The organism is Hydrogenophaga sp. RWCD_12 (assembly GCF_046604225.1).
In the GTDB taxonomy this organism is placed as follows: Bacteria; Pseudomonadota; Gammaproteobacteria; order Burkholderiales; family Burkholderiaceae_C; genus Hydrogenophaga.
Genome location: NZ_JBKIXC010000001.1, coordinates 1,098,646 through 1,119,561, shown reverse-complemented (window position 1 = coordinate 1,119,561; position 20,916 = coordinate 1,098,646). Strand labels below are relative to the sequence as shown.

The window sequence follows — 20,916 nt, the reverse complement described above, 5'->3', positions numbered from 1 at the left end:
ACGGTGTTCTGGACTAAGGCACGGTCGCCGATGGGATGTGTGTTTCTGAATTCTTGTGAGGATTTGGCATGAGCAGCGGAACGATGGAGCGCATCCTGCGCCTGATGGCCGAAAAGAAGGCCTCGGACGTGTACCTGTCGGCACACGCGCCGGCGATGATCAAGATCAACGGCCAGACGATCCCGATCAACAGCCAGATGCTGCCGCCGGATGCGCCGCGCAACCTGCTCTCGGAAATCGTTCCGGCCAACATGATCGAAGAGCTGGTCGAGACCGGCGAGCTGAATATGGCGGTGCCGCTGGACGGCGTCGGCAATTTCCGGGTCAGTGCGATGCGCCAGCGCGGCAACTACGCGGTGGTCATCCGTTTCGTGCCGGCCGACGTGCCATCCCTGGATTCGCTGAACGTGCCGCCGATCCTGAGCGACATCGTGATGGAAAAGCGGGGGCTGGTCCTGATGGTGGGCGCGACCGGCGCGGGCAAGTCAACCACGATGGCCTCGATGATCGACCACCGCAACGAGCACAGCACCGGGCACATCCTGACCATCGAGGAGCCGATCGAGTACGTCTACCGCAACAAGCGCTCGGTGGTGAACCAGCGCGAGGTGGGCCGCGACACCGCGTCGCTGCAGATCGGCCTGAAGAACGCGCTGCGCCAGGCGCCCGACGTGATCCTGATCGGTGAAATCCGCGACCGTGAGACCATGTCGGCCGCCATTGCCTACTCGCAGTCGGGTCACCTGTGCATGGCCACACTGCACGCCAGCAACAGCTACCAGGCGCTCAACCGGATCCTGAACTTCTACCCGGTCGAAGTGCGCCCGACCATGCTGGGCGATCTCGCGGCCGCGCTGCGCGCCGTGGTGTCCCAGCGACTGCTGCGCACCCACACCGGTGGCCGCGTACCGGCGATGGAGGTGCTGCTCAACACCGCCCTGGTCGCCGACCTGATCCAGAAAGCCGATTTCTCCGCCGTGCGCGAGGCGATGGAGAAGTCGCTGGCGGTGGGCTCGCAGAGCTTCGAGCAGGATCTGGCACGGCTGGTGGTCGACGGACTGGTGTCGCGCAACGAAGCCCTGTCGCACGCCGACTCGCCCAACAACCTGATGTGGCGCCTGCAAAACGACTTCAACGCATCCAAGTCCAATCAGGCGGCGATGCCCAACGAAGAAGACCAGAGCGACGCCGCCACCTTCACCGAGTTCACGCTCGACGTCAAATTCTGATGACTGCCACGCTGCGCCTCGCCGAAGAACTGATTGCCCGTCCCTCGGTGACGCCGGACGACGCCGGCTGTCTGGGAGTCATTGCCGGCCGCCTGAGTCCGCTCGGGTTTGCTTGCGAGCGCATGGACAGCGGCCCCGACAGCTTCCGCGTGGCCAACCTCTGGGCACGTCTGGGCAGCGGGCAGAGACCGACCCTGGTCTGGGCCGGCCACACCGACGTGGTGCCAACCGGTCCGCTGGACGGCTGGACCACCGACCCCTTTGTGCCCAGCCACCGGAACGGCAAGCTCTATGGCCGCGGTGCCAGCGACATGAAGACCTCGCTGGCGGCGATGGTTGTGGCCTGCGAGCAGTTTCTCGCCACGACGCCGCAACCGGCGATCGACATCGCCTTTCTGCTGACCAGCGACGAGGAAGGTCCGGCCAACGACGGCACCGTGATCGTCTGCCGCGAGATCCAGCGCCGTGGTGAGCGGCTGGACTGGTGCATTGTTGGCGAACCGACCTCGGTCGAACGCACCGGCGACATGATCAAGAACGGGCGCCGCGGCACCATGAGCGGCAAGCTCACGGTCAAGGGCATCCAGGGCCACATCGCCTACCCGCAACTGGCAAAGAACCCGATCCACCTGGCCGTACCCGCGCTGGCCGAACTGGCCGCCACGGTCTGGGACCAGGGCAACGCTTTCTTCCCACCGACGAGCTGGCAGATCAGCAACATCCACGGCGGCACCGGTGCCAGCAACGTGATCCCCGGCAACGTCGTCATCGACTTCAATTTCCGCTTCTCCACCGAGTCGACGCCCGAAGGCCTGCAAGGCAGGCTCGTCGAGGTACTGACGCGGCACGGCCTGCAGCCAGGCGCCGATTTCGACCTGTCGTGGACTGTCGGCGGCCTGCCGTTCCTCACGACGCCCGGGACACTGGTCGACGCCGTGCGCGACGCGATCCGCGACGCCACCGGCATCACCACCGAACTCTCGACCACCGGCGGCACCAGCGACGGCCGCTTCATCGCCCGAATTTGCCCGCAGGTGCTCGAACTCGGCCCGCCCAACGCGACCATCCACAAGGTTGACGAACACGTTGCAGTGGCCGACATCGAGCCGCTGACGAAGATCTATCTCGGCGTCCTGCAGCGGCTCAACAGCAGCGCGGCGCAGGCCGGCTGAACCCCATGAACCTGCAGGAACTGCTGGACCGCGCCGAGGCGCGTCTCGACGCCGCCGCCCTCTCTTATGGCCACGGCACCACCAATGCGCGCGACGAGGCAGCCTGGCTCGTGCTCTGGTCGCTGGGCATGCCACTGGACAGCGACCTCGACGGGGTCGCCCACACGGTACCCACCGATGAACAGGTTCGCGAGGCTGAGGCACTGGTCACCCGCCGCATCGACACGCGCCAGCCCGCAGCCTACCTCACGCGCGAAGCCTGGCTGCAGGGCGTGCCGTTCTATGTCGACGAACGCGCCATCGTGCCGCGCAGCTTCATCGCCGAACTGATCGCCGACGGCGGTTTCGACGCCTGGCTGGGCGAGGACACGCACCGGGTGCTGGACCTGTGCACCGGCAACGGCAGCCTGGCCGTGCTGGCCGCGATGGCCTGGCCCGACATCGCGGTGACGGGTGCCGACCTCTCGCCCGACGCACTGGCCGTGGCCCGCATCAACGTCGAACGCCATGGCCTGCACGATCGCATCAAGCTGACCGAATCCGACGGACTTGCTGCCTGCCCCGGTCCCTGGGACCTGGTCCTGTGCAACCCGCCTTACGTCAACAGTGGCAGCATGGCCGCCTTGCCGCCGGAATTTCGCGCCGAGCCAGAACTGGCGTTGGCCGGCGGCGACGACGGCATGGACTTCGTGCGCGCGCTGCTGCGCGACCTGCCCTCCCGTCTGTCGCCCCACGGCGTGCTCGTGCTCGAAATCGGTCACGAACGCCCCTTCTTCGAAGCCGCCTTTCCCCAGCTGGAAGTGGTCTGGCTCTCCACCAGCGCTGGCGATGACCAGGTGCTGCTGCTGACTGCGCAAGCCCTGCAGGCATTTGCCTGCCCTACCGACTCCCGCCAATGATTACCCTGAAAAACCTGGTCCTTCGTCGTGGCACGAAGGTCCTGCTCGATGGCGCGTCCTGCACCATCAACCCCGGCGAAAAAGTCGGCCTTGTGGGCCGCAACGGCGCCGGCAAATCCAGCCTGTTCCGCCTGCTCGACGGCACGCTGCACGAAGACAAGGGCGACTTCTCCGTGCCCAACCACTGGCGCATGGCGCAGGTGGCGCAGGACATGCCCGAGACCGACATGCCGGCCACGCAGTTCGTCATTGAAGGCGACGTGACGCTGCTGGCGGCCCAGCAGGAAGTCACGGCCGCCGAGGCCAGCGACGACGGCGAGCGCATGGCACACGCCTACATGGAGCTGCACGACGCCGGGGCGCACGATGCGCCCTCGCGCGCTCAGGCCCTGATCCTGGGCCTGGGCTTTCGCCTCGACGAACTTGACCGCCCGGTCAACAGCTTCTCCGGCGGCTGGCGCATGCGCCTGCAGCTGGCGCGCGCGCTGATGTGCCCGAGCGAGCTGCTGCTGCTCGACGAACCGACCAACCACCTGGACCTGGACGCCTTGGTCTGGCTGGAAGACTGGCTCAAGCGCTATCAGGGCACTCTGCTGGTGATCAGCCACGACCGCGAATTCCTCGACGCCGTGACGGATGTCACCGTGCACATCGAGCGCGCACTGCTGACCCGCTACGGCGGCAACTACAGCCGCTTTGAAGACATGCGCGCCGAGCAGATGACACTGCAGGCCTCGGCCTATTCGCGCCAGCAGGAAAAGATGGCGCACCTGCAGAAGTTCATCGACCGCTTCAAGGCCAAGGCCAGCAAAGCCAAGCAGGCCCAGAGCCGGGTCAAGGCGCTCGAACGCATGGAGAAGATTGGACCGGTACTGGCCGAGGCCGACTTCAACTTCGAGTTCGCCGAGCCGCAGAACCTGCCCAATCCGATGCTGGCAATGCAGGACGTGTGCTTCGGTTATCCGTCGCCCGACGAAGGCGGCGCGCCGACCGTGATCGTGCGCAACGTCAGCAAGTCGGTGCTGGCCGGGCAGCGCATCGGCATCCTGGGCGCCAACGGCCAGGGCAAGTCCACCGTGGTCAAAACCATCGCACGCGACCTCGGCGCCATCAGCGGTCAGATCACCGAAGGCAAGGGCCTGAACATCGGCTACTTCGCGCAGCAGGAACTCGACGTGCTGCGCCCGGCCGACACGCCGCTGGAACACATGATCCGCTTGGTCAAGGACTGCACGGCGCAAGGGCGCCTGAACGGCCAAGCCACGCGCGAGCAGGATCTGCGCAGCTTCCTGGGCGGGTTCAACTTCGGCGGAGACATGGTCAAACAGGCCGTCGGCAGCATGAGCGGCGGTGAAAAAGCACGACTGGTGCTCTGCATGATCGTCTGGCAACGCCCCAACCTGCTGCTGCTAGACGAGCCGACCAACCACCTGGACCTGGCCACCCGCGAAGCATTGTCGGTCGCACTCAACGAGTTCGAGGGCACGGTGATGCTGGTCTCGCACGACCGGGCGCTGCTGCGCGCTGTGTGCGACGAGTTCTGGCTGGTGTCGCGCGGCGGCATCGCGCCGTTCGATGGCGACCTCGACGACTACCAGCGGTACTTGTTGGATGTCGCCAAGCAGGCGCGCGACGCCAGACGCCAGGAATCGCGGGCCGAACCTGCGGCGGCCACGGTATCAGTGGCAGCACCACCGCCGGCTCCAGCGGCGCCTGCCGCACCAGCGCCCAGCAGCGCGGAACAGCGCAAGCTCGACGCGCAGAAGCGCCAGCAACTGACCGAGCGCCTGCGTCCGCTCAAGAAATCCCTGGAGCAGGCTGAGAAGCGCCTGCAGTCGCTGACACAGGAGAAGCAGCGCCTGGAAGACACGTTGAGCCAGCCGGCCACTCCCGCCGTGCTGGCCGATGCCGGCCGCCAGCTCAAAGCCGTCAACGACGAGATCGAGACCGTCGAGGCGCGGTGGCTCGAACTGACCGAAGCCATCGAAGCGGCCAGCGCTGTCGCGTGAACACCGCTGCGGGGTGACAGCCCGCACACGCCCAACGGGTTTGGATCGGTCAGGGTTCCCTGACTCCGGAATCATGGCTACAGTCCGGCCAGAACAGAGACTTTTTCTCTACTTTCTGAAAGGCAGACTTTTCATGATGTCCATTCTCGGCACCCTCTTCATCGGCCTGATCGCCGGCTTCATCGCACGCATGATCAAACCGGGCGATGACAACATGGGCTGGATCATGACCGCCATCCTTGGCGTCGCGGGTTCATTCCTCGCCAGCTATGCGGGAGCGGCCTTGGGCCTGTACGCGCAGGGCCAGGCCGCAGGCTTCATCGCCTCGGTGGTCGGCGCGGTGGTGTTGCTGGTGATCTACAGCCTGCTCAAGAAGAAGGCCTGAGCACCTTTTCAAGGCAGCAAGAAAAAAGCCCTGGTCGACAGACCAGGGCTTTTGCTTTGGTAGGACGTGGCAGGCTCGAACTGCCGACCAACGGATTAAAAGTCCGCTGCTCTACCAACTGAGCTAACGTCCCATCAAACTTGGAAGAACTTTCCTGATTGCTTGAATCAAGGAACGCCCCCCGAATTCGAAAGGCTGAAAAACTGGTGGGGCGTGAGTGACTCGAACACTCGACCTACGGATTAAGAGTCCGCTGCTCTACCAACTGAGCTAACGCCCCGCGAGATCCGATTTCAACAGCGACTTCGGATAGTGCGAAGCCTCAGATTATAGCGTCATTTCTTCAGTTTTTGAAACACGCAGCACTTTTTCAACTCGATCTGTCAAGGCACCAATGACCCAGCCGGCGGCACACATACCAAAGGTCGCAGTGACACTGACCGCCGAGCCGTAACCATGGCAGTTGAGGGAACCATCGCCCGACTCGATGGCACACGAAGCATCGGGAGGCGCCACGGCTTCGCGGCTGAACACACAGGTCACCCCGATGCGTTTCGTGCGCGAAGCACCATGGTGTTTGCGAAGCCGGTAGCGCAACTGTGCCAGCAGCGGATCGTGCGTCACATCGGCCAGATCGCCCACCTCGACCGCCTGCGCACGCCGCTTGCCACCGGCAGCGCCCACGCTCACGAGCGGCACCTGGTTCGTCACGGCCCACGCCGCCATGGCGGTCTTGGACCGCACCTGGTCACAGGCGTCGACCACAGCCATCGGCTTTCCGACGGATGACCAGGAAGCCACCATCGCGTGCCAGTTGTCCGGCGTCACGAAGTCGTCGATCACATGCACTTTGCAGTCGGGGTGGATGAGCGCGATGCGTTCCTTCATCGCCTCGACCTTGGCCTGCCCAAGGGTGGTGGAGAGTGCATGGATCTGGCGGTTCACGTTCGATTCGGCCACATGGTCCATGTCGACCAGCGTCAGCTCCCCGACCCCGCTGCGGGCCAGCGCCTCAGCCGCCCAAGAGCCGACCCCACCGATGCCGACCACGACCACGTGTGCATCAAACACGGCCTGCGCGCCTGCGACGCCATACAGACGGCGCATGCCACCGAAGCGGCGTTCAAAGTCGGTGGTCATTTGCGCTCTGCAAGCAACCGGGGACCGGCCCCGGAGGTCGTTCAGCGAATTTTGGCCAGGCGTTCGCGCCCGGCGGCCGCGGCCTCGGACTGCGGGTAGCTGCGAACCAGGGTCTCGAGGGTCCGCTGGGCGACCTTGCCATCTTTGAGCTCGATCTGGCTGTTCGCCATTGCCAACATGGCTTCGGGTGTGCGCTGGTGTGTCGGGTACTGGGCCACCAGCCGGCGATGGCTCTCGATGGCTTCCTTGTAGGAGCGGTTGGCGTACTGGGCGTTGCCCAGCCAGTACAACGCCGACGGGGTGTAGCCGCTGCCCGGGAAACGGCGCAAGAACCCTGTGTAGGCCGACGCCGCACCAGCGAAGTCGGACTTGCGCAGCAGCTCCATCGCAGCGTCGTAGTCGCGCTTTTCTTCCGGCGCGGCCGTGAACTCGGCTCCATCGAGCGAAACCTTGGCTGGCTCTACCTGCCGCAGTCGAGCATCCACTCCGGCCTGTGCGTCCTTCTGCTGGCGCTGCAGCTCGGCCACATCGCGCGCGAGCTGTTCGTTCTGACCCCGCAGGCGCGCAATTTCTGCCCTCAGCTGCTCGTTCTGATTCGACAGTTCGAGCATGCTGCGCTGGCTGGCCGTGCCCGCATCGCGGGACTCGCTCATCAGGCGACCCAGCTTCGCGTCGGTGTCCTGCCGGTAAGCGTCGAACTTCTGCCGCAGGTCGAGGATGGCCTTGCGGGCCTCATCGTCGTCGAACAGGGCGTGCGCCTGCAAGGGCCAGAGGCCGGCCAGAACCAGAGACGCCCCACCCATGAAGGCGGGCCAGGAAGCAGACGGACGAAGCTTCATGTCAACGGTAGGTCAGTTCGACGCGGCGGTTCTTGGCAAACGAAGCCTCGTCGCCACCCATGGCCGCCGGCTTTTCTTCGCCGAAGCTCACCGGCTCCATCTGCCCTTCGGACACGCCGAGCAGCGCCATCGAGCGGCGTACGGCTTCCGCGCGTTTCTGCCCCAGAGCCAAGTTGTATTCGCGACCACCGCGTTCGTCGGTATGGCCTTCCAGAGCGACCTTGCGGCCGGGGTTGGCCTTCAGGTATTTCGCATTGGCTTCCAGAGCAACCGTGAACTCGGGGCGCACCTCGAAGCTGTCGTAGTCGAAGTAGACGATGCGGGTCAGCGCCGCCGGTTGCTGCGAGTCCATGCCCGGCACCTGCACACCCGTCACGCCGCGCGGGTCGACTCCCGTACCGGAACCTTCCTGCCCGGTCTGGCCGGTCGTGGTGGTATTGCGGTCTTCCACCGGCGCTTCATCGAGCTTTACGCTGGAGCCACAAGCGGCCAGCGTGGCCACGAGAACCAGCCCGGCGACCCGGGTCAGCCAGACAGGGCGGGAGGCGTTCGTGTGCTGCGCCTGGGTCGAAGTCTTGATCATTGCAAAAATCCCTTTCTGGATCGGTATGGGAGTGAGCGTTCGGTAGGTCGGGTCTGTCGGTGTCAGCGGACGAACGGGCCCCACTCGGGCTCGCGAATGTCACCCTGTGCGCCCGTCAGACGGGTCTTCACGCGACCGTCCACGGTCGACGTCATCAGGGCTTCCTGTCCACGGTCTCGCGTCGCATAGACGATGAGTCGGCTGTTCGGAGCGAAGCTCGGACTCTCGTCGGCGCTGGTGTCGCTCAATGCGGTGACCTTCCCCCCGTTCAGATCCATGACGTGCAGGCGGAAGGCGCCGTTGACACGGGAGATGAAAGCCAGCCAGCGGCCGTCCGGGCTGGGCGCGGGCGAGATGTTGTAGTTGCCTTCGAAGGTAAGCCGCTGGGGGTTCTCGCCATTGGCACCCATGCGATACACCTGTGGCGAGCCACCCCGATCACTCACGAAGAAGATCGACCGGCCATCGGCACTGAATACCGGTTCGGTGTCGATGCTGCTGGAATTCGTCAGTCGACGGGGTTGGCCGCCGTTGGAGTCCATGGCGTAGATCTGGGCGTTGCCGGACATGGACAAGGTCGCCACCACCTGGCGACCGTCGGGAGACCATGCCGGCGCGCTGTTGGAGCCGCGGAAGTTGGCCAGCAGGCGACGCTTGCCGGTGGCGACGTCATGCGAATAGATGACAGGCTTGCGGGACTCGAACGAAACATAGGCCAGTTGGGCACCACCCGGCGCCCAGCTTGGCGAAATGATGGGCTCTGGGCTGCTGAGTGTGGCGCGCGCGTTTTCCCCGTCGGAGTCGGCCACCAGAAGCGTGTAGCGCGGCCCCGTCTTGGTCACATACGCGATGCGGGTGGCAAACACCCCTTTTTCGCCAGTGAGCTTTTCGTAGATGTAGTCGGCGATCTTGTGCGCGGCATACCGCAGGTCGGAGGTGCCGACCGGGTAGCTCAGACCACCAAGGTCCTGCCCACGCACCGAATCCCATAAGCGGAAGCGCACGTCGTAACGGCCATCGGCCAGCCGGGACACACTGCCAGTCAGGAGGGCATCCGTCCCCTTTTCTCGCCAGGCAGCGAGTTCGGGGCGGGATGTTTCGTCCAGCCGCACCGGCAGTGGCTCGATGAACTTGAACTGCCCGCTGCGATCCAGGTCGGCGCGCACGATGGCGGCCATGTCCTGGTTCACCAGGCTGTTGTCGCGGAAGGCGGCGGCAGAGATCGGAATCTGGGTGACACCAGCCCCCGACACTTCGACGCGAAACTGCGCCATCGCATCCGTCAGGGGCATCGCCATCAGCGGAAGCGCTGCAGCGTGGGTCAAGAGGTGCCGCCGCGAGGGCAGCCAATCGGATCGTTTCAGTTCCTGCATGCGTCGGTTCAAAGGTGAATGCACCATAGCGGGCCGCCATCGGATAATACCGGATGCGCATACCCCTGCCGTGACAAGATGTGCCGTCGCGGCGCAAGTTCCGCTCCAGCGCTTCCGACACACACCGACCCAGGTCCCAGCCGCCTTGACTACTCCTGATCCAGCACTCGATTCCCCCAGGGACACGATACGTCAGCGACTGCGGCGCTTCTGGCCATATTTCCGCTCTGCGTCGTCCGGCATTGTGCTGGCCGCGGTCTGCACCATCATTGGCGCCCTGACCGAGCCAATGATCCCGGCCCTGCTCAAGACACTGCTGGACCGCGGCTTCTCAGAAGGGAACATTGCCCTCTGGATGGTGCCGGCCGCGCTGCTCGGCCTGTTTGGTATCCGCGGGCTGTCCGGTTTTCTCGCGCAGTACGCGCTGTCCTACACCGCCAGCCTGGGGCTGCTGAACCTGCGCCGAGCGATGTTCGACAAGCTCAACGATGCGCAGATGACGCTGTTTTCCAGGCAGAGCGCGAGCAAGCTGTCCAACACCCTGGTCTATGAAGTGCAGACCGGTTCGACGCTGCTGGTCAACGCCCTGCTGACCCTGACCAAGGACAGCCTGACGCTGCTGGCCTTGCTGGGCTACCTGATGGTCCTGAACTGGAAACTCACGCTGATCGTGCTGTTCCTGTTCCCGGCGCTGGTGGTGGTGATGCGGGTGCTGTCGCGCCGGCTGTACCGCCTGACCAAATCGAGCCAGCAGGCCACTGACGAGCTGGCCTATGTGGTCGAGGAGAACGCGCTGGCGCACCGCATGGTGCGGCTGCACGGCGCGCAGGCCCGCCAGTCGGAGCGCTTTGAAGGCCTGAGTGTGCGGTTGCGGCGCCTGGCCCTGAAGTCGACCATTGCGCAGGCCGCCATGACCCCGCTGACACAGATGCTAGCCGCGGTCGCGTTGTCGGCGGTGATCGCGGTGGCGCTCTGGCAAAGCAGCCGCAGCGGCGTGACTGTGGGCAACTTTGTAGCCTTCGTGACCGCCATGCTGATGCTGGTCGCGCCGATCCGCCATCTGGCGGAAATCGCCGGTCCGATCACCCGTGGCCTGGCTGCCCTGGAGCGTGGGCTGGAGCTGATCGAAGCGACGCCGGAACAATCCAGCGGAACCCACGTCGCCGATCGGGCGCAGGGTGCCATCGAATTCAAGGACGTCTGGGTGCGCTACCCGTCGCGCGACGACGAGGCCACCGGCGACGACGAAATCAACCGCACCGCCCTGTGCGGTGTGTCATTGCAAGTGCAACCGGGTGAAGTGCTGGCCCTGGTCGGACCGTCGGGATCGGGCAAGACCACGCTGGCCAACCTGTTGCCGCGGTTTGTCGAAGTTCTGCATGGCGAGGTACAGCTCGACGGTGTCGCCCTGCCCGACTGGGATCTCCACTGCCTGCGGCGGCAGTTCGCCATGGTCAGCCAGGATGTGATCATGCTCAACGACAGCCTGGCGGCCAACGTGGCGCTGGGCGCTGCCGATGGCGCCATCGACGAAGCCAAGGTGCTGTCGGCGCTGGAGTCGGCCAATCTGGGCGAACTGATCTCCCGCCTGCCTCGCGGCATCCACAGCAGCGTTGGACACAACGCGGCGGAACTCTCCGGTGGCCAGCGCCAGCGCCTCGCCATCGCGCGGGCCATCTACAAGGACGCACCGATACTGATCCTGGACGAAGCCACCTCTGCACTGGACAACGAATCGGAGCGGCTGGTGCAGGACGCGCTGGCCCGCCTGATGAAGGGCCGCACCACCCTGGTCATCGCACACCGGCTCTCGACCATCGAACACGCCGACCGCGTGGTGGTGCTGGCCAACGGCCGCATCGCCGAACAGGGCACCCACCAGCAGTTGCTGCGCGCCGGTGGCCTGTACGCCCGCCTGCACGCGCAGGGTTTCTCGGAACCCGAAGCCGCCTGAGAGTCAGAGCAGGACGATGTCGTATTGCTCCTGCGTCATGGAGCTTTCGGCCTGAAGCGAAATCGGCTTGCCGATGAAGTCCGACAGCCCGGCCAGGTGGGCGCTTTCTTCGTCCAGAAACAGCTCCACCACCCTTGGTGACGCCACCACACGGAACTCGCGCGGGCTGAAGGCCCGGGCCTCGCGCAGGATCTCGCGCAGGATGTCGTAGCACAGGCTGCGCGCGGTCTTGACCACGCCCTTGCCGGAACAGGCCGGACACTGCTCGCTGAGCATGTGCGCCAGCGACTCGCGAGTGCGTTTGCGTGTCATCTCGACCAGACCGAGCTGGGAGAACCCGCCGGTCATGGTCTTCACCCGGTCGCGCGACAGCTGCTTGCGGAACTCGGTCAGCACCGCGTCGCGGTGGTCCTCGCGCACCATGTCGATGAAATCGACGATCACGATGCCGCCCAGGTTCCGCAGTCGCAGTTGCCGTGCGATGGCCTGCGCGGCCTCCAGGTTGGTGCGGAACACGGTGTCGTCGAAATTGCGGGCACCGACAAAGCCACCGGTGTTCACGTCCACCGTGGTCAGCGCCTCGGTCTGGTCGATCACCAGATAGCCGCCCGACTTGAGATCGACGCGCCGGCTGAGGGCACGGGTGATCTCTTCGTCAATGTTGAACAGGTCGAAGATCGGCCGCTCGCCGGTGTAGAGCTGCAGCTTGCGCGCGGTATCGGGCATGAACTCGGCCGCAAAGGCCTGCAGCAGGCCGAACTGCTCGCGCGAGTCGATGCGGATTGACTGGGTCTGCGCGCCCACCAGATCCCGCAGCACCCGCTGCATCAGGTTCAGGTCGACGTGCAGCACGGTGGCCGGCGGCTGGCGCGAGGACGCCTCCTTGATGCGCTGCCAGGTCTTGCGCAGGTAGGCGATGTCTTCGCCCATTTCCTCGTCGGTCGCGTCTTCAGCATTGGTGCGCAGGATGAAGCCACCTGCCACACTGCCATCGGGCATCGCCGTCAAGGCCAGCAGGCGCTGACGCAGGGCTTCGCGTTGCGCTGCAGGAATCTTCTGCGACACGCCGATGTGGTTGTCCTGCGGCAGGAACACCAGCAGGCGGCCGGCGATGCTGATCTGTGCGGTCAGCCGCGCGCCCTTGGAACCGATGGGGTCCTTGAGCACCTGCACCATCAGCGCCTGACCCTCAAAGATCTGGCGCTCGATCGGCTGCACCGGATCGGGTGTCAGCATCTTGCCGCCGCCCTCCGCCGAGCCCTCACCGGCCGACGACGCGCGGTCCTTCGGTGCAGCGTGCTTGGCCGTGATGTTGGGCATCAGGTCGGCCACGTGCAGGAAGGCCGCACGGTCCAGCCCGATGTCGATGAAGGCCGACTGCATGCCCGGCAGCACGCGCGAGACCTTGCCCAGGTAGATATTGCCCACCAGACCACGCTCCAGGGTGCGTTCCAGATGAACCTCCTGCACAGCGCCCTGTTCCACCACCGCCACCCGCGTCTCCTGCGGCGCCCAATTGATCAGGATGTCCTGGCTCATGTCTGTCTCGATGTTCTGGTTGTTCAGCAGGCCAGCTGCACGCCGGCGGCACGCAGCAGTTGGGCCGTCTCATGGGCCGGCAGCCCCATGATGCCCGAGTAGCTTCCGATGATGCGGCTGATGTGCAGGGAAGCCGCGCCCTGGATCGCGTAGGCACCGGCCTTGCCCATGGGCTCACCGCTGTCGACGTAACGTTGGATGTCGGCCGCGCTCCAGGCATCGAACTGCACCTGCGAGGTCGACAGCGCAGCCCATCGCCGGCCAGCTCCCCGCGCTGCCGGTTTGGCCACGGCCACCGCAGTCAGCACACGGTGGCGACGGTCCGCAAGATCGCACAGCATGCGGCGCGCATCGGCCGCATCGGCGGGCTTGCCCAGGATCCGCCGGCCCAGCGCTACCGTCGTGTCGGCGCACAGCACCGGCGCCAGCGGTAGCCCGCGCCGCTTGAGCCGCTGCACCGATGCCTGCAGCTTCAGCCCCGTCACCCGCTGCACATAGGCCGCAGGCGCCTCGCCGGGCAGCACAGCCTCCAGCGACTCGACGTCTTCGCCGTCGTCGGGCAGCAGCAACTCGCAACACACGCCCCACAGTTCAAGCAACTGCTTGCGGCGCGGGCTCTGCGAGGCGAGATAGATGAAGTCACTCACGGTGGTACGGATGGTTGGCGTTGATGGACCAGGCCCGGTAGAGCTGCTCGATCAGCAACACCCGCACCATCGCGTGCGGCAGCGTCAGGTCTGAAAGACGGATGCGCTGGTGTGCCGCTTCACGGAACGCAGGTTCCAGCCCGTCGGGGCCGCCGATGACCAGCGCCACATCGTCGCCATCCATCTGCCATTGCCGCAGTTGCTGCGCCAGCGCTTTGGTGGTCAGCTGGGTGCCGCGTTCGTCGAGCACCACGGTGCGGCAGCCCTTGGGCAGCGCCGCCACAATGCGCTCGCGCTCGGCTGCCATGACCGTGTCGACGGTCTTGGAGCCACGCGGCTCGGTCTTGACGGTCTTGATGTCGACCCGAAGCTCGGGCGGAAAGCGTTTGGCGTAATCGTCGTAGGCTGTCTGGGCCCAGTCGGGCATCCGCTGCCCGACCGCGACGATCACGAGCTTCATGCCTTCTTCTTCGGCGCAGACTTCTTGGCGGCCGGCTTGGCGGCGGTCTTCGCTGCCGGCTTGGCGGCGGGTTTGGGCTTGTTCACCACCAGCTTGGGAAGCGCAGCCTTCGGCTTGGCACCACTTGTGGCGGTCTTGCGCGGTGCCTTGGATGCAACCGGCTTGGCAGGCGACTTTCCGGCCACCTTTTTCGCGGGAGCCTTGGCAGCTACCGGTGCAACAGCCTTGGCGGTCTTGCGCACCACGGCCTTGCCGGAGACAGGCGCGACTTCCTTGGTGGCGGTGGACTTCTTGGCCGCCTTTTTCACGGACTTCTTGGGTTCGGTCGAAGCGGCAGACCTTGCGGCGGCGGCCTTCTCGGCGCCGGATTTCAGCTTCACCGGCTTCTGACCCCAGATCTCTTCCAGGCGGTAGTACTGGCGAATCACCGGCTGCATCACATGGGCCACGGCCGCGCCGCAGTCGATGATGATCCACTCGCCGTTGTCCTCGCCCTCGATGCGGGGTTTGTCGAAGCCCGCTTCGCGCACGGCGTCTCGCACGCTGGAGGCCAGCGCCTTGGTCTGGCGGTTCGAGGTGCCGCTGGCGACGATCACACGCTCGAACAGCGGTGACAGCGCTTCGGTGTTGAAGACCACGATGTCTTGGCCTTTGACGTCTTCCAGGCCCTCCACAATGGCTCGCTGGAGTTTCTGGATGTCTTTTTTGGCGGTGGTTTCGCTGGTCATGAAGGCTGTTGGTAAAGGGAATGGTTGGAAATATAGCCTGCGACGGCCTCAGGCACCAGAGCGGCCAGTCCTGCGCTGCGACGCGCCGGATCGGCCAGACGGCTGCGGATGTCGGTGGAACTGGCGGGAGACAGAGGCAGGAGCAGACGCTGGAATGGCACCTCGTCGGCCGCAAAACATCCTTCGGACAGCGGCGAATCCCCCTCTGCGCCAGGCCGGCCGGCGACCACCAGGGTCGCCACGGACAGAACGTCCTGCCAGCGGCGCCAGGTCCGAAACGCCCGGAGCTGATCCTCGCCGACGATGAGGAAGAACCGGGCGCCCGGGTACTCCCGCTGGAATTCTTCGAGAGTATCGATGGTGTAAGTGGCGGAAGGTCGGCGCAGCTCGCGGTCGTCGACATGCACCGCCGGCAAGTGACCAAAGGCCAGTCGGCACATTGCCAGCCGGTGCTCACCGACTGTCAAGGTGCGGGACTTGTGCCATGCCTGACCGGTGGGCAGGATGTGCAGCCGGTCCAGCGACAACTGCACGATGGCGGCTTCGGCCAACGCCTGGTGAGCACAGTGTGGCGGATCGAAGGCACCGCCAAAGACGCCGATGCGCAACAGGTTCCCCGGCGCCGCTTGCGGCATCAGATCCAGTCCTTGCGCACGAGGAAATCGCTGTAAAGCCGTGCCTCTTCCGAACCGGGCTCTTCGGTGCGCTGGTACGACCAGCTGACCATGGGTGGCATCGACAGCAGGATGGACTCGCTGCGCCCGCCCGACTGGAGACCGAAATGGGTGCCCCGGTCCCAGACCAGGTTGAACTCGACGTAGCGACCCCGTCGGTAGAGCTGAAATGCACGCTCGCGCTCGCCATACTCGATGACCCTGCACCGATCAACGATCGGCAGATAGGCGTCGAGAAAGGCATCCCCGACCGAGCGCATCATCGAGAAGCTGCCCTCAAAACCGAGCTCGGAAAAGTCGTCGAAGAACACCCCGCCGATGCCGCGCTGTTCGTCTCGGTGCTTCAGAAAGAAATACTCGTCGCACCACTTCTTGAAGCGCGGGTATTTGTCTACGCCAAAGGGATCCAGCGCGGTCCGGCAGGTGCGGTGGAAATGCACCGCGTCTTCTTCGAAGCCGTAGTAAGGGGTGAGGTCCATGCCGCCGCCGAACCAGCAGACAGTCTTCCCGCTGGCCGGCGTCGCGGCAATCATGCGCACATTCATGTGCACCGTCGGCACGAAGGGGTTGCGCGGATGGAAAACCAGCGAAACCCCCAAGGCCTCGAACGGTGCACCCGACAGCTCCGGCCGGTGCTGTGTTGCCGAAGGCGGCAGGCTCGGGCCGGTCACGTGCGAGAAGCCGCAGCCAGCCCGCTCGAAGACCGCACCGTTCTCCAGGATTTGCGTGATGCCGTGTCCCTGCAGCCGCTCGCCCTTGGGCTTCTTCCAGTGGTCGACCACAAACGAGCCGCCGTCGACCACCGCGATGGTGGAGGTGATGCGGTCCTGCAGGCCGGTGAGGTAGTCGCGAACGCGGCGGGTCGGTTGGGTCATGGCATCAGAGGGCGCGGTAGCCAATGTCGCGGCGGCATTGCATGCCGTCGAAGCGGACACCATCGACCACTTCGTATGCCTTCTTCTGGGCAGCGGCCACGGTGTCGGCCAGCGCCGTCACACACAGCACGCGGCCACCCGAGGCCACCACTTGGCTGTCAGCGTCGGCGGTGCCGGCATGGAACACCATGCGGTCGGCTTCGTCGGCGGGCAGACCGGTGATGGCGTCGCCCTTGCGCGGGTTCATCGGGTAACCGGCCGCGGCCAGCACGACGCCCAGCGCCACGCGCGGGTCCCAGTCCAGCGTCACCTTGTCCAGCTCGGCCCGGGTGGCCGAGAGCAGCACCTGCGCAAGGTTGGAGCGCAGGCGCATCATGATCGGCTGCGTTTCCGGGTCGCCCATGCGGCAATTGAATTCGAGCGTCTTGACGCGTCCGTCGGCCGTGATCATCAGACCGGCATAGAGAAAGCCGGTGTACGGGATGCCGTCCGTCGCCATGCCACGCAGCGTCGGCAGGATCACCTCGTCCATCGCGCGCTGGTGCACCGCGGGTGTGACCACCGGCGCGGGCGAGTACGCGCCCATGCCGCCGGTGTTCGGCCCCTGGTCGGCGTCCAGCAGGCGCTTGTGGTCCTGGCTGGTGGCCAGCGCCAGCGCATTCACGCCATCGCACAACACGATGAAGCTGGCCTCTTCGCCTTCAAGGAACTCCTCGATCACCACGCGCGCGCCGCCTTCGTTGTGCGCCACGCCCAGCTTGTTGTCCAGCAGCATGAAGTCAATCGCGTCGTGCGCCTCGGCCAGCGACATGGCCACCACGACCCCCTTGCCAGCCGCCAGGCCGTCGGCCTTGACCACGATGGGAGCGCCCTTGGCATCCACATAGGCATGGGCTTGATCCGCGTCGGTGAAGGTCTGGTATTCGGCCGTCGGAATGCCATGGCGCTGCATGAAGGCCTTGCTGAAAGCCTTGGAGCTTTCCAGCTGGGCCGCCTTCTGCGTCGGGCCGAAGATCGCCAGGCCATGTGCGCGGAACTCATCCACCACACCGGCCGCCAGCGGCGCTTCAGGGCCGACCACCGTCAGGCCAATCCCGTTGGCCTGCGCCCACTCGCGCAGCGCCACCTTGTCCGTGATCGGCAGGTTCACGAGCTGTTTGTCGCGCGCCGTGCCGGCATTGCCGGGCGCCACAAACACCTGCTCCACGCCTTCGGACTGCTTGAGCTTCCATGCCAGCGCGTGTTCGCGGCCACCGCCGCCAATCACCAGGACTTTCATTCGTTGATCTCGGCGTTGTGGAAGACTTCCTGCACGTCGTCCAGGTCTTCGATGATGTCCAGCAGCTTCTGCATGCGGGCCGCGTCTTCCCCGGCCAGTTCGATGGTGTTTTCGGCGCGCATGGTGACTTCGGCCACTTCCGGCTTGAGGCCCGCGGCTTCGAGCGCGTTCTTCACGGCTTCGAAGTCGGTGTAGGCGGTCAGCACCTCGATGGCGCCATCGTCGTCGGTGATCACGTCCTCGGCGCCGGCTTCCAGCGCCACTTCCATCACCTTGTCTTCGCTCGTGCCCGGCGCAAAGATGATCTGGCCGCAGTGCTTGAACTGGAAGGCCACCGAACCTTCGGTCCCCAGGTTGCCGCCGTACTTGCTGAACGCGTGGCGCACTTCGGCCACGGTGCGCACTTTGTTGTCGGTCATGGTATCCACGATGATCGCCGCGCCACCAATGCCGTATCCCTCGTAGCGGATTTCTTCCAGCGCCTGGCCTTCGAGGTTGCCCGAGGCCTTGTCGACGTTGTACTTGATGCGGTCGGCCGGCATGTTGGCGGCCTTGGCTTTGTCGATCGCCAGGCGCAGACGCGGATTCATCGCCGGGTCACCGCCGCCAGTGCGGGCTGCCACGGTGATTTCACGGATCACGCGTGTCCAGATCTTGCCCCGCTTTTCATCCTGCCGGCCCTTGCGGTGTTGAATGTTGGCCCATTTGCTGTGTCCAGCCACGAGAGAGTCCTTTTTTCTGACCAGAATTTGGTGTAATACCAACGATTTTACGACCCCCTCCCCTTTTCACCCCTGTAAGGAAGCCCGACATGGCCGAACCGCTGCTGATTGCCCAGAACGCCAATGCCCAGTGCCATCTGCTGCCGGGACTGGCCAACCGCCACGGGCTGATCACCGGCGCAACGGGCACCGGCAAGACGGTCACGCTGCAGACGCTGGCCGAGCAGTTCTCCAACATCGGCGTGCCGGTGTTCATGGCCGATGTCAAAGGCGACCTGACCGGCATCAGCCAGAAAGGCAATCTGCCCGAGAAGGTCCGCAAGATCCTGACCGACCGGGGCCTCACTCCGACCGAGCCACAGGCCTGCCCCACAACGCTGTGGGACGTGTTCGGCGAGCAGGGCCACCCGGTGCGTGCCACGATCTCCGACATGGGACCGCTGCTGCTGGCGCGCATGCTGGACCTGAACGAGACCCAGGCCGGTGTGCTCAACCTCGTCTTCAAGATTGCGGACGACAACGGCCTGCTGCTGCTGGACATGAAAGACCTGCGGGCCATGCTGCAGCACGTGGGCGACAACGCCAAGCAGTTCACCACCGAGTACGGCAACATCAGCGCGGCGAGCATCGGAGCCATCCAGCGCGGACTGCTGCAGATCGAGCAACAGGGTGGCGACAAGTTTTTTGGCGAGCCCATGCTCGACATCAACGACTTCATGCAGACCGTCGGTGGCAAAGGCGTGATCAACGTGCTCACTGCCGACAAGCTGCTGAATGCGCCGCGCCTGTACGCCACCTTCCTGCTCTGGATGCTGTCCGAGCTGTTCGAGGCGCTGCCCGAGATCGGCGACCCCGACAAGCCCAAGCTGGTGTTCTTCTTCGACGAGGCCCACCTGCTGTTCGATGAAGCGCCCAAGATCCTGATCGACCGCATCGAGCTCGTGGTGCGCCTGGTGCGCTCCAAGGGCGTGGGCGTGTATTTCGTGACGCAGAACCCGCTGGACATTCCCGATTCGGTGCTCGGGCAGCTGGGCAACCGCGTGCAGCACGCGCTGCGCGCCTTCACCCCACGCGACCAGAAGGCCGTCAAGGCGACCGCTGAAACCATGCGCCCCAAGGCCGGCCTGAACATCGAGGCCGCGATCACGGAACTTGCCGTGGGCGAAGCCCTGGTCAGCCTGCTCGATGCCAAGGGGCGTCCCAGCGAAACCGAGCGTGTGTTCGTGCTCCCGCCTGGCAGTCAGCTCGGCCCCATCACACCCGAACAGCGCACCACGCTGCTGCAGACCTCGCTGGTGGCAGGTGTGTACGAAAAGGTGATCGACCGGGAAAGCGCCTACGAAGTGTTCCGCAAACACGCCGGGGCGAAGGCCGAGGCGCCGGTTGAAGCCACGGATGTCCCCAAGACACCCCGCATTCCGGGCGCCACCGACGACAAGAAGGAAGAAGGTTCCGGTATCGGCGGCATGATCAATGAGGCCCTGTTCGGACGCACCGGTCCGCGCGGTGGCCAGTATGACGGTCTGGTCCAGACCATGGCCAAGACGGCGGCGCGCAGCGTGGCCAGCGGCCTCGGACGACAGCTCGTGCGCGGCGTGCTCGGCGGCCTGCTGGGCGGCAAACGCTGATCATCGACGACACCCCACTTTTCAAGGAATTTCCATGCGCATTCGCCCCACCCTGCTGTCCCTGACCTCGCCGCTACTTGCACTGGCCCTCGCTGCCTGCGGCGGAGGGGGCGGCTCCGACGACGCTCCTGGCGGCGGCAGCACCGCAGAACGGGTGGCCTCCTGCGGCAACGCGGGCGGCGCGCTGCGCATCATGCCCATGGGCGACTCCATCACGGAAGCAGAAACCGGCCACAACAGCTACCGCCGAGACCTCTGGATGAATCTGGTCGGCGCCGGCTGCCAGGTCAACTTCGTCGGCAGCCATTCGGGAGTCTCCGGCGGCAGCGCGCCCAACGCCGATTTCGACCAGGACAACGAAGGCCATTGGGGCTGGCGGACCGACGAAATGTCTGCCCAGGCTGCCGGCTATGTGTCTGGCGCTGCCCCCGACATCGTGCTGATCCATCTGGGCACCAACGACCTGTTCCAGGGCGAAAGCCCTGCCGGCGTGGCGCAAGAGCTGGGTGGCCTGATCGACAACATCCGGGCCGGCAAGGGCGACGTGCGCATCGTGCTGGCCAAGCTCATTCCCAACGTGGTGGATCCGGGCGCGGTCGCTGCGCTGAACGCGCAGATCGATGGCGTTGCCGCCAGTCGCGGAGTGAGTGTGGTCGACCAGTCGGCCGGTTTTTCCACCGGCGACCTCTATGACGGTGTGCACCCCAACCCGACCGGCGAATCCAAACTGGCGGCACGCTGGGCGCAGGCGATCCAGGCGCTGCGCTCCTGAGACTCATGC

The 20,916-nt window shown here is 65.3% G+C and carries 20 protein-coding genes and 2 tRNA genes; 8 read left to right on the top strand and 14 right to left on the bottom strand.

What is annotated here, in order from left to right:
• Nucleotides 1–68: 68 nt before the first annotated feature.
• The 5 genes from ACLIJ1_RS05300 (at nt 69) to ACLIJ1_RS05280 (ending at nt 5,694) form a co-directional block, all read left to right on the top strand.
• On the top strand, nt 69–1,229 hold the full coding sequence (locus tag ACLIJ1_RS05300) for a PilT/PilU family type 4a pilus ATPase (RefSeq protein WP_411364423.1): 1,161 nt from the start codon (nt 69–71) through the stop codon (nt 1,227–1,229).
• Complete coding sequence (gene dapE, locus ACLIJ1_RS05295; protein WP_411364422.1) at nt 1,229–2,401, top strand: succinyl-diaminopimelate desuccinylase; 1,173 nt, start codon at nt 1,229–1,231, stop codon at nt 2,399–2,401. The genes ACLIJ1_RS05300 and dapE overlap by 1 nt, the downstream gene beginning before the upstream one ends.
• Before the next feature lie 5 nt (nt 2,402–2,406).
• Nucleotides 2,407–3,300, top strand: a complete 894-nt coding sequence (prmB, locus tag ACLIJ1_RS05290) for a 50S ribosomal protein L3 N(5)-glutamine methyltransferase (protein WP_411364421.1) — start codon at nt 2,407–2,409, stop codon at nt 3,298–3,300.
• Complete coding sequence (locus tag ACLIJ1_RS05285; protein WP_411364420.1) at nt 3,297–5,309, top strand: ABC-F family ATP-binding cassette domain-containing protein; 2,013 nt, start codon at nt 3,297–3,299, stop codon at nt 5,307–5,309. The genes prmB and ACLIJ1_RS05285 overlap by 4 nt, the downstream gene beginning before the upstream one ends.
• A gap of 133 nt (nt 5,310–5,442) precedes the next feature.
• On the top strand, nt 5,443–5,694 hold the full coding sequence (locus tag ACLIJ1_RS05280) for a GlsB/YeaQ/YmgE family stress response membrane protein (RefSeq protein WP_411364419.1): 252 nt from the start codon (nt 5,443–5,445) through the stop codon (nt 5,692–5,694).
• Nucleotides 5,695–5,751: 57 nt separating this feature from the next.
• Here ACLIJ1_RS05280 and ACLIJ1_RS05275 read toward each other — a convergent pair.
• The 6 genes from ACLIJ1_RS05275 to tolB all read right to left on the bottom strand — a co-directional run bounded on the left by ACLIJ1_RS05275 (nt 5,752) and on the right by tolB (nt 9,554).
• Nucleotides 5,752–5,827 (bottom strand) — tRNA-Lys (locus ACLIJ1_RS05275).
• 71 nt (nt 5,828–5,898) lie between these two features.
• A tRNA-Lys gene (locus tag ACLIJ1_RS05270) sits at nt 5,899–5,974 on the bottom strand.
• A gap of 47 nt (nt 5,975–6,021) precedes the next feature.
• Nucleotides 6,022–6,834, bottom strand: a complete 813-nt coding sequence (locus ACLIJ1_RS05265; protein ID WP_411364418.1) for a ThiF family adenylyltransferase — start codon at nt 6,832–6,834, stop codon at nt 6,022–6,024.
• 41 nt (nt 6,835–6,875) lie between these two features.
• Complete coding sequence (gene ybgF, locus ACLIJ1_RS05260) at nt 6,876–7,673, bottom strand: tol-pal system protein YbgF (RefSeq protein WP_411364417.1); 798 nt, start codon at nt 7,671–7,673, stop codon at nt 6,876–6,878.
• 1 nt (nt 7,674) lies between these two features.
• Nucleotides 7,675–8,256 carry a peptidoglycan-associated lipoprotein Pal gene (gene pal, locus ACLIJ1_RS05255; protein ID WP_411364416.1) on the bottom strand — a complete coding sequence of 194 codons (582 nt, stop codon included), beginning with the start codon at nt 8,254–8,256 and terminating at the stop codon, nt 7,675–7,677.
• A 62-nt stretch (nt 8,257–8,318) separates the two neighbouring features.
• Nucleotides 8,319–9,554 (bottom strand): Tol-Pal system beta propeller repeat protein TolB, encoded by a 1,236-nt coding sequence (gene tolB, locus ACLIJ1_RS05250; protein ID WP_411364790.1) that lies wholly within the window; start codon nt 9,552–9,554, stop codon nt 8,319–8,321.
• A 220-nt stretch (nt 9,555–9,774) separates the two neighbouring features.
• Here tolB and msbA point away from each other — a divergent pair, with 220 nt between their 5' ends.
• Entirely contained in the window at nt 9,775–11,583 is a 1,809-nt protein-coding gene (msbA, locus tag ACLIJ1_RS05245) for a lipid A export permease/ATP-binding protein MsbA (RefSeq protein WP_411364415.1), read from the top strand.
• A gap of 3 nt (nt 11,584–11,586) precedes the next feature.
• Here the strand turns inward: msbA and rng are convergent, their stop codons facing one another.
• The 8 genes from rng to ACLIJ1_RS05205 are packed head-to-tail and all read right to left on the bottom strand — an operon-like array spanning nt 11,587 to nt 18,507.
• The gene (rng, locus tag ACLIJ1_RS05240) at nt 11,587–13,122 is read right to left on the bottom strand and encodes a ribonuclease G (RefSeq protein ID WP_411364414.1); all 1,536 of its coding nucleotides are present in this window, start codon (nt 13,120–13,122) and stop codon (nt 11,587–11,589) included.
• Nucleotides 13,123–13,145: 23 nt separating this feature from the next.
• Nucleotides 13,146–13,769 (bottom strand): Maf family protein, encoded by a 624-nt coding sequence (locus tag ACLIJ1_RS05235; RefSeq protein ID WP_411364413.1) that lies wholly within the window; start codon nt 13,767–13,769, stop codon nt 13,146–13,148.
• Nucleotides 13,762–14,229, bottom strand: a complete 468-nt coding sequence (rlmH, locus tag ACLIJ1_RS05230) for a 23S rRNA (pseudouridine(1915)-N(3))-methyltransferase RlmH (RefSeq protein ID WP_411364412.1) — start codon at nt 14,227–14,229, stop codon at nt 13,762–13,764. Before rlmH ends, ACLIJ1_RS05235 begins: the two co-directional genes overlap by 8 nt.
• Nucleotides 14,226–14,957, bottom strand: coding sequence for a ribosome silencing factor (gene rsfS, locus ACLIJ1_RS05225; protein ID WP_411364411.1), 732 nt, complete (start codon nt 14,955–14,957; stop codon nt 14,226–14,228). The genes rlmH and rsfS overlap by 4 nt, the downstream gene beginning before the upstream one ends.
• Complete coding sequence (nadD, locus tag ACLIJ1_RS05220; RefSeq protein WP_411364410.1) at nt 14,954–15,592, bottom strand: nicotinate (nicotinamide) nucleotide adenylyltransferase; 639 nt, start codon at nt 15,590–15,592, stop codon at nt 14,954–14,956. The genes rsfS and nadD overlap by 4 nt, the downstream gene beginning before the upstream one ends.
• Nucleotides 15,592–16,506: an oxygen-dependent coproporphyrinogen oxidase gene (hemF, locus tag ACLIJ1_RS05215; RefSeq protein ID WP_411364409.1), complete on the bottom strand. Its 915-nt coding sequence runs from the start codon at nt 16,504–16,506 to the stop codon at nt 15,592–15,594. The genes nadD and hemF overlap by 1 nt, the downstream gene beginning before the upstream one ends.
• Before the next feature lie 4 nt (nt 16,507–16,510).
• Nucleotides 16,511–17,785 (bottom strand): phosphoribosylamine--glycine ligase, encoded by a 1,275-nt coding sequence (gene purD / locus ACLIJ1_RS05210; protein ID WP_411364408.1) that lies wholly within the window; start codon nt 17,783–17,785, stop codon nt 16,511–16,513.
• A complete protein-coding gene (locus ACLIJ1_RS05205; RefSeq protein WP_411364407.1) occupies nt 17,782–18,507 on the bottom strand; it encodes a YebC/PmpR family DNA-binding transcriptional regulator in 726 nt (241 codons plus the stop codon). Before ACLIJ1_RS05205 ends, purD begins: the two co-directional genes overlap by 4 nt.
• An 89-nt stretch (nt 18,508–18,596) precedes the next feature.
• Here ACLIJ1_RS05205 and ACLIJ1_RS05200 point away from each other — a divergent pair, with 89 nt between their 5' ends.
• Nucleotides 18,597–20,135 (top strand): helicase HerA-like C-terminal domain-containing protein, encoded by a 1,539-nt coding sequence (locus ACLIJ1_RS05200; protein ID WP_411364406.1) that lies wholly within the window; start codon nt 18,597–18,599, stop codon nt 20,133–20,135.
• Between the two features lie 34 nt (nt 20,136–20,169).
• Nucleotides 20,170–20,907 (top strand): SGNH/GDSL hydrolase family protein, encoded by a 738-nt coding sequence (locus ACLIJ1_RS05195; RefSeq protein WP_411364405.1) that lies wholly within the window; start codon nt 20,170–20,172, stop codon nt 20,905–20,907.
• Nucleotides 20,908–20,916: the final 9 nt, after the last annotated feature.

Bases quoted from the DNA above. Each gene is read 5' to 3' on its own strand.
- ACLIJ1_RS05300 (WP_411364423.1), top strand. From the start codon at position 69: ATGAGCAGCGGAACGATGGAGCGCATCCTGCGCCTGATGGCCGAAAAG.
- dapE (WP_411364422.1), top strand. From the start codon at position 1,229: ATGACTGCCACGCTGCGCCTCGCCGAAGAACTGATTGCCCGTCCCTCG.
- prmB (WP_411364421.1), top strand. From the start codon at position 2,407: ATGAACCTGCAGGAACTGCTGGACCGCGCCGAGGCGCGTCTCGACGCC.
- ACLIJ1_RS05285 (WP_411364420.1), top strand. From the start codon at position 3,297: ATGATTACCCTGAAAAACCTGGTCCTTCGTCGTGGCACGAAGGTCCTG.
- ACLIJ1_RS05280 (WP_411364419.1), top strand. From the start codon at position 5,443: ATGATGTCCATTCTCGGCACCCTCTTCATCGGCCTGATCGCCGGCTTC.
- ACLIJ1_RS05265 (WP_411364418.1), bottom strand. From the start codon at position 6,834: ATGACCACCGACTTTGAACGCCGCTTCGGTGGCATGCGCCGTCTGTAT.
- ybgF (WP_411364417.1), bottom strand. From the start codon at position 7,673: ATGAAGCTTCGTCCGTCTGCTTCCTGGCCCGCCTTCATGGGTGGGGCG.
- pal (WP_411364416.1), bottom strand. From the start codon at position 8,256: ATGATCAAGACTTCGACCCAGGCGCAGCACACGAACGCCTCCCGCCCT.
- tolB (WP_411364790.1), bottom strand. From the start codon at position 9,554: ATGGCGATGCCCCTGACGGATGCGATGGCGCAGTTTCGCGTCGAAGTG.
- rng (WP_411364414.1), bottom strand. From the start codon at position 13,122: ATGAGCCAGGACATCCTGATCAATTGGGCGCCGCAGGAGACGCGGGTG.
- rlmH (WP_411364412.1), bottom strand. From the start codon at position 14,229: ATGAAGCTCGTGATCGTCGCGGTCGGGCAGCGGATGCCCGACTGGGCC.
- rsfS (WP_411364411.1), bottom strand. From the start codon at position 14,957: ATGACCAGCGAAACCACCGCCAAAAAAGACATCCAGAAACTCCAGCGA.
- nadD (WP_411364410.1), bottom strand. From the start codon at position 15,592: ATGCCGCAAGCGGCGCCGGGGAACCTGTTGCGCATCGGCGTCTTTGGC.
- hemF (WP_411364409.1), bottom strand. From the start codon at position 16,506: ATGACCCAACCGACCCGCCGCGTTCGCGACTACCTCACCGGCCTGCAG.
- purD (WP_411364408.1), bottom strand. From the start codon at position 17,785: ATGAAAGTCCTGGTGATTGGCGGCGGTGGCCGCGAACACGCGCTGGCA.
- ACLIJ1_RS05200 (WP_411364406.1), top strand. From the start codon at position 18,597: ATGGCCGAACCGCTGCTGATTGCCCAGAACGCCAATGCCCAGTGCCAT.
- ACLIJ1_RS05195 (WP_411364405.1), top strand. From the start codon at position 20,170: ATGCGCATTCGCCCCACCCTGCTGTCCCTGACCTCGCCGCTACTTGCA.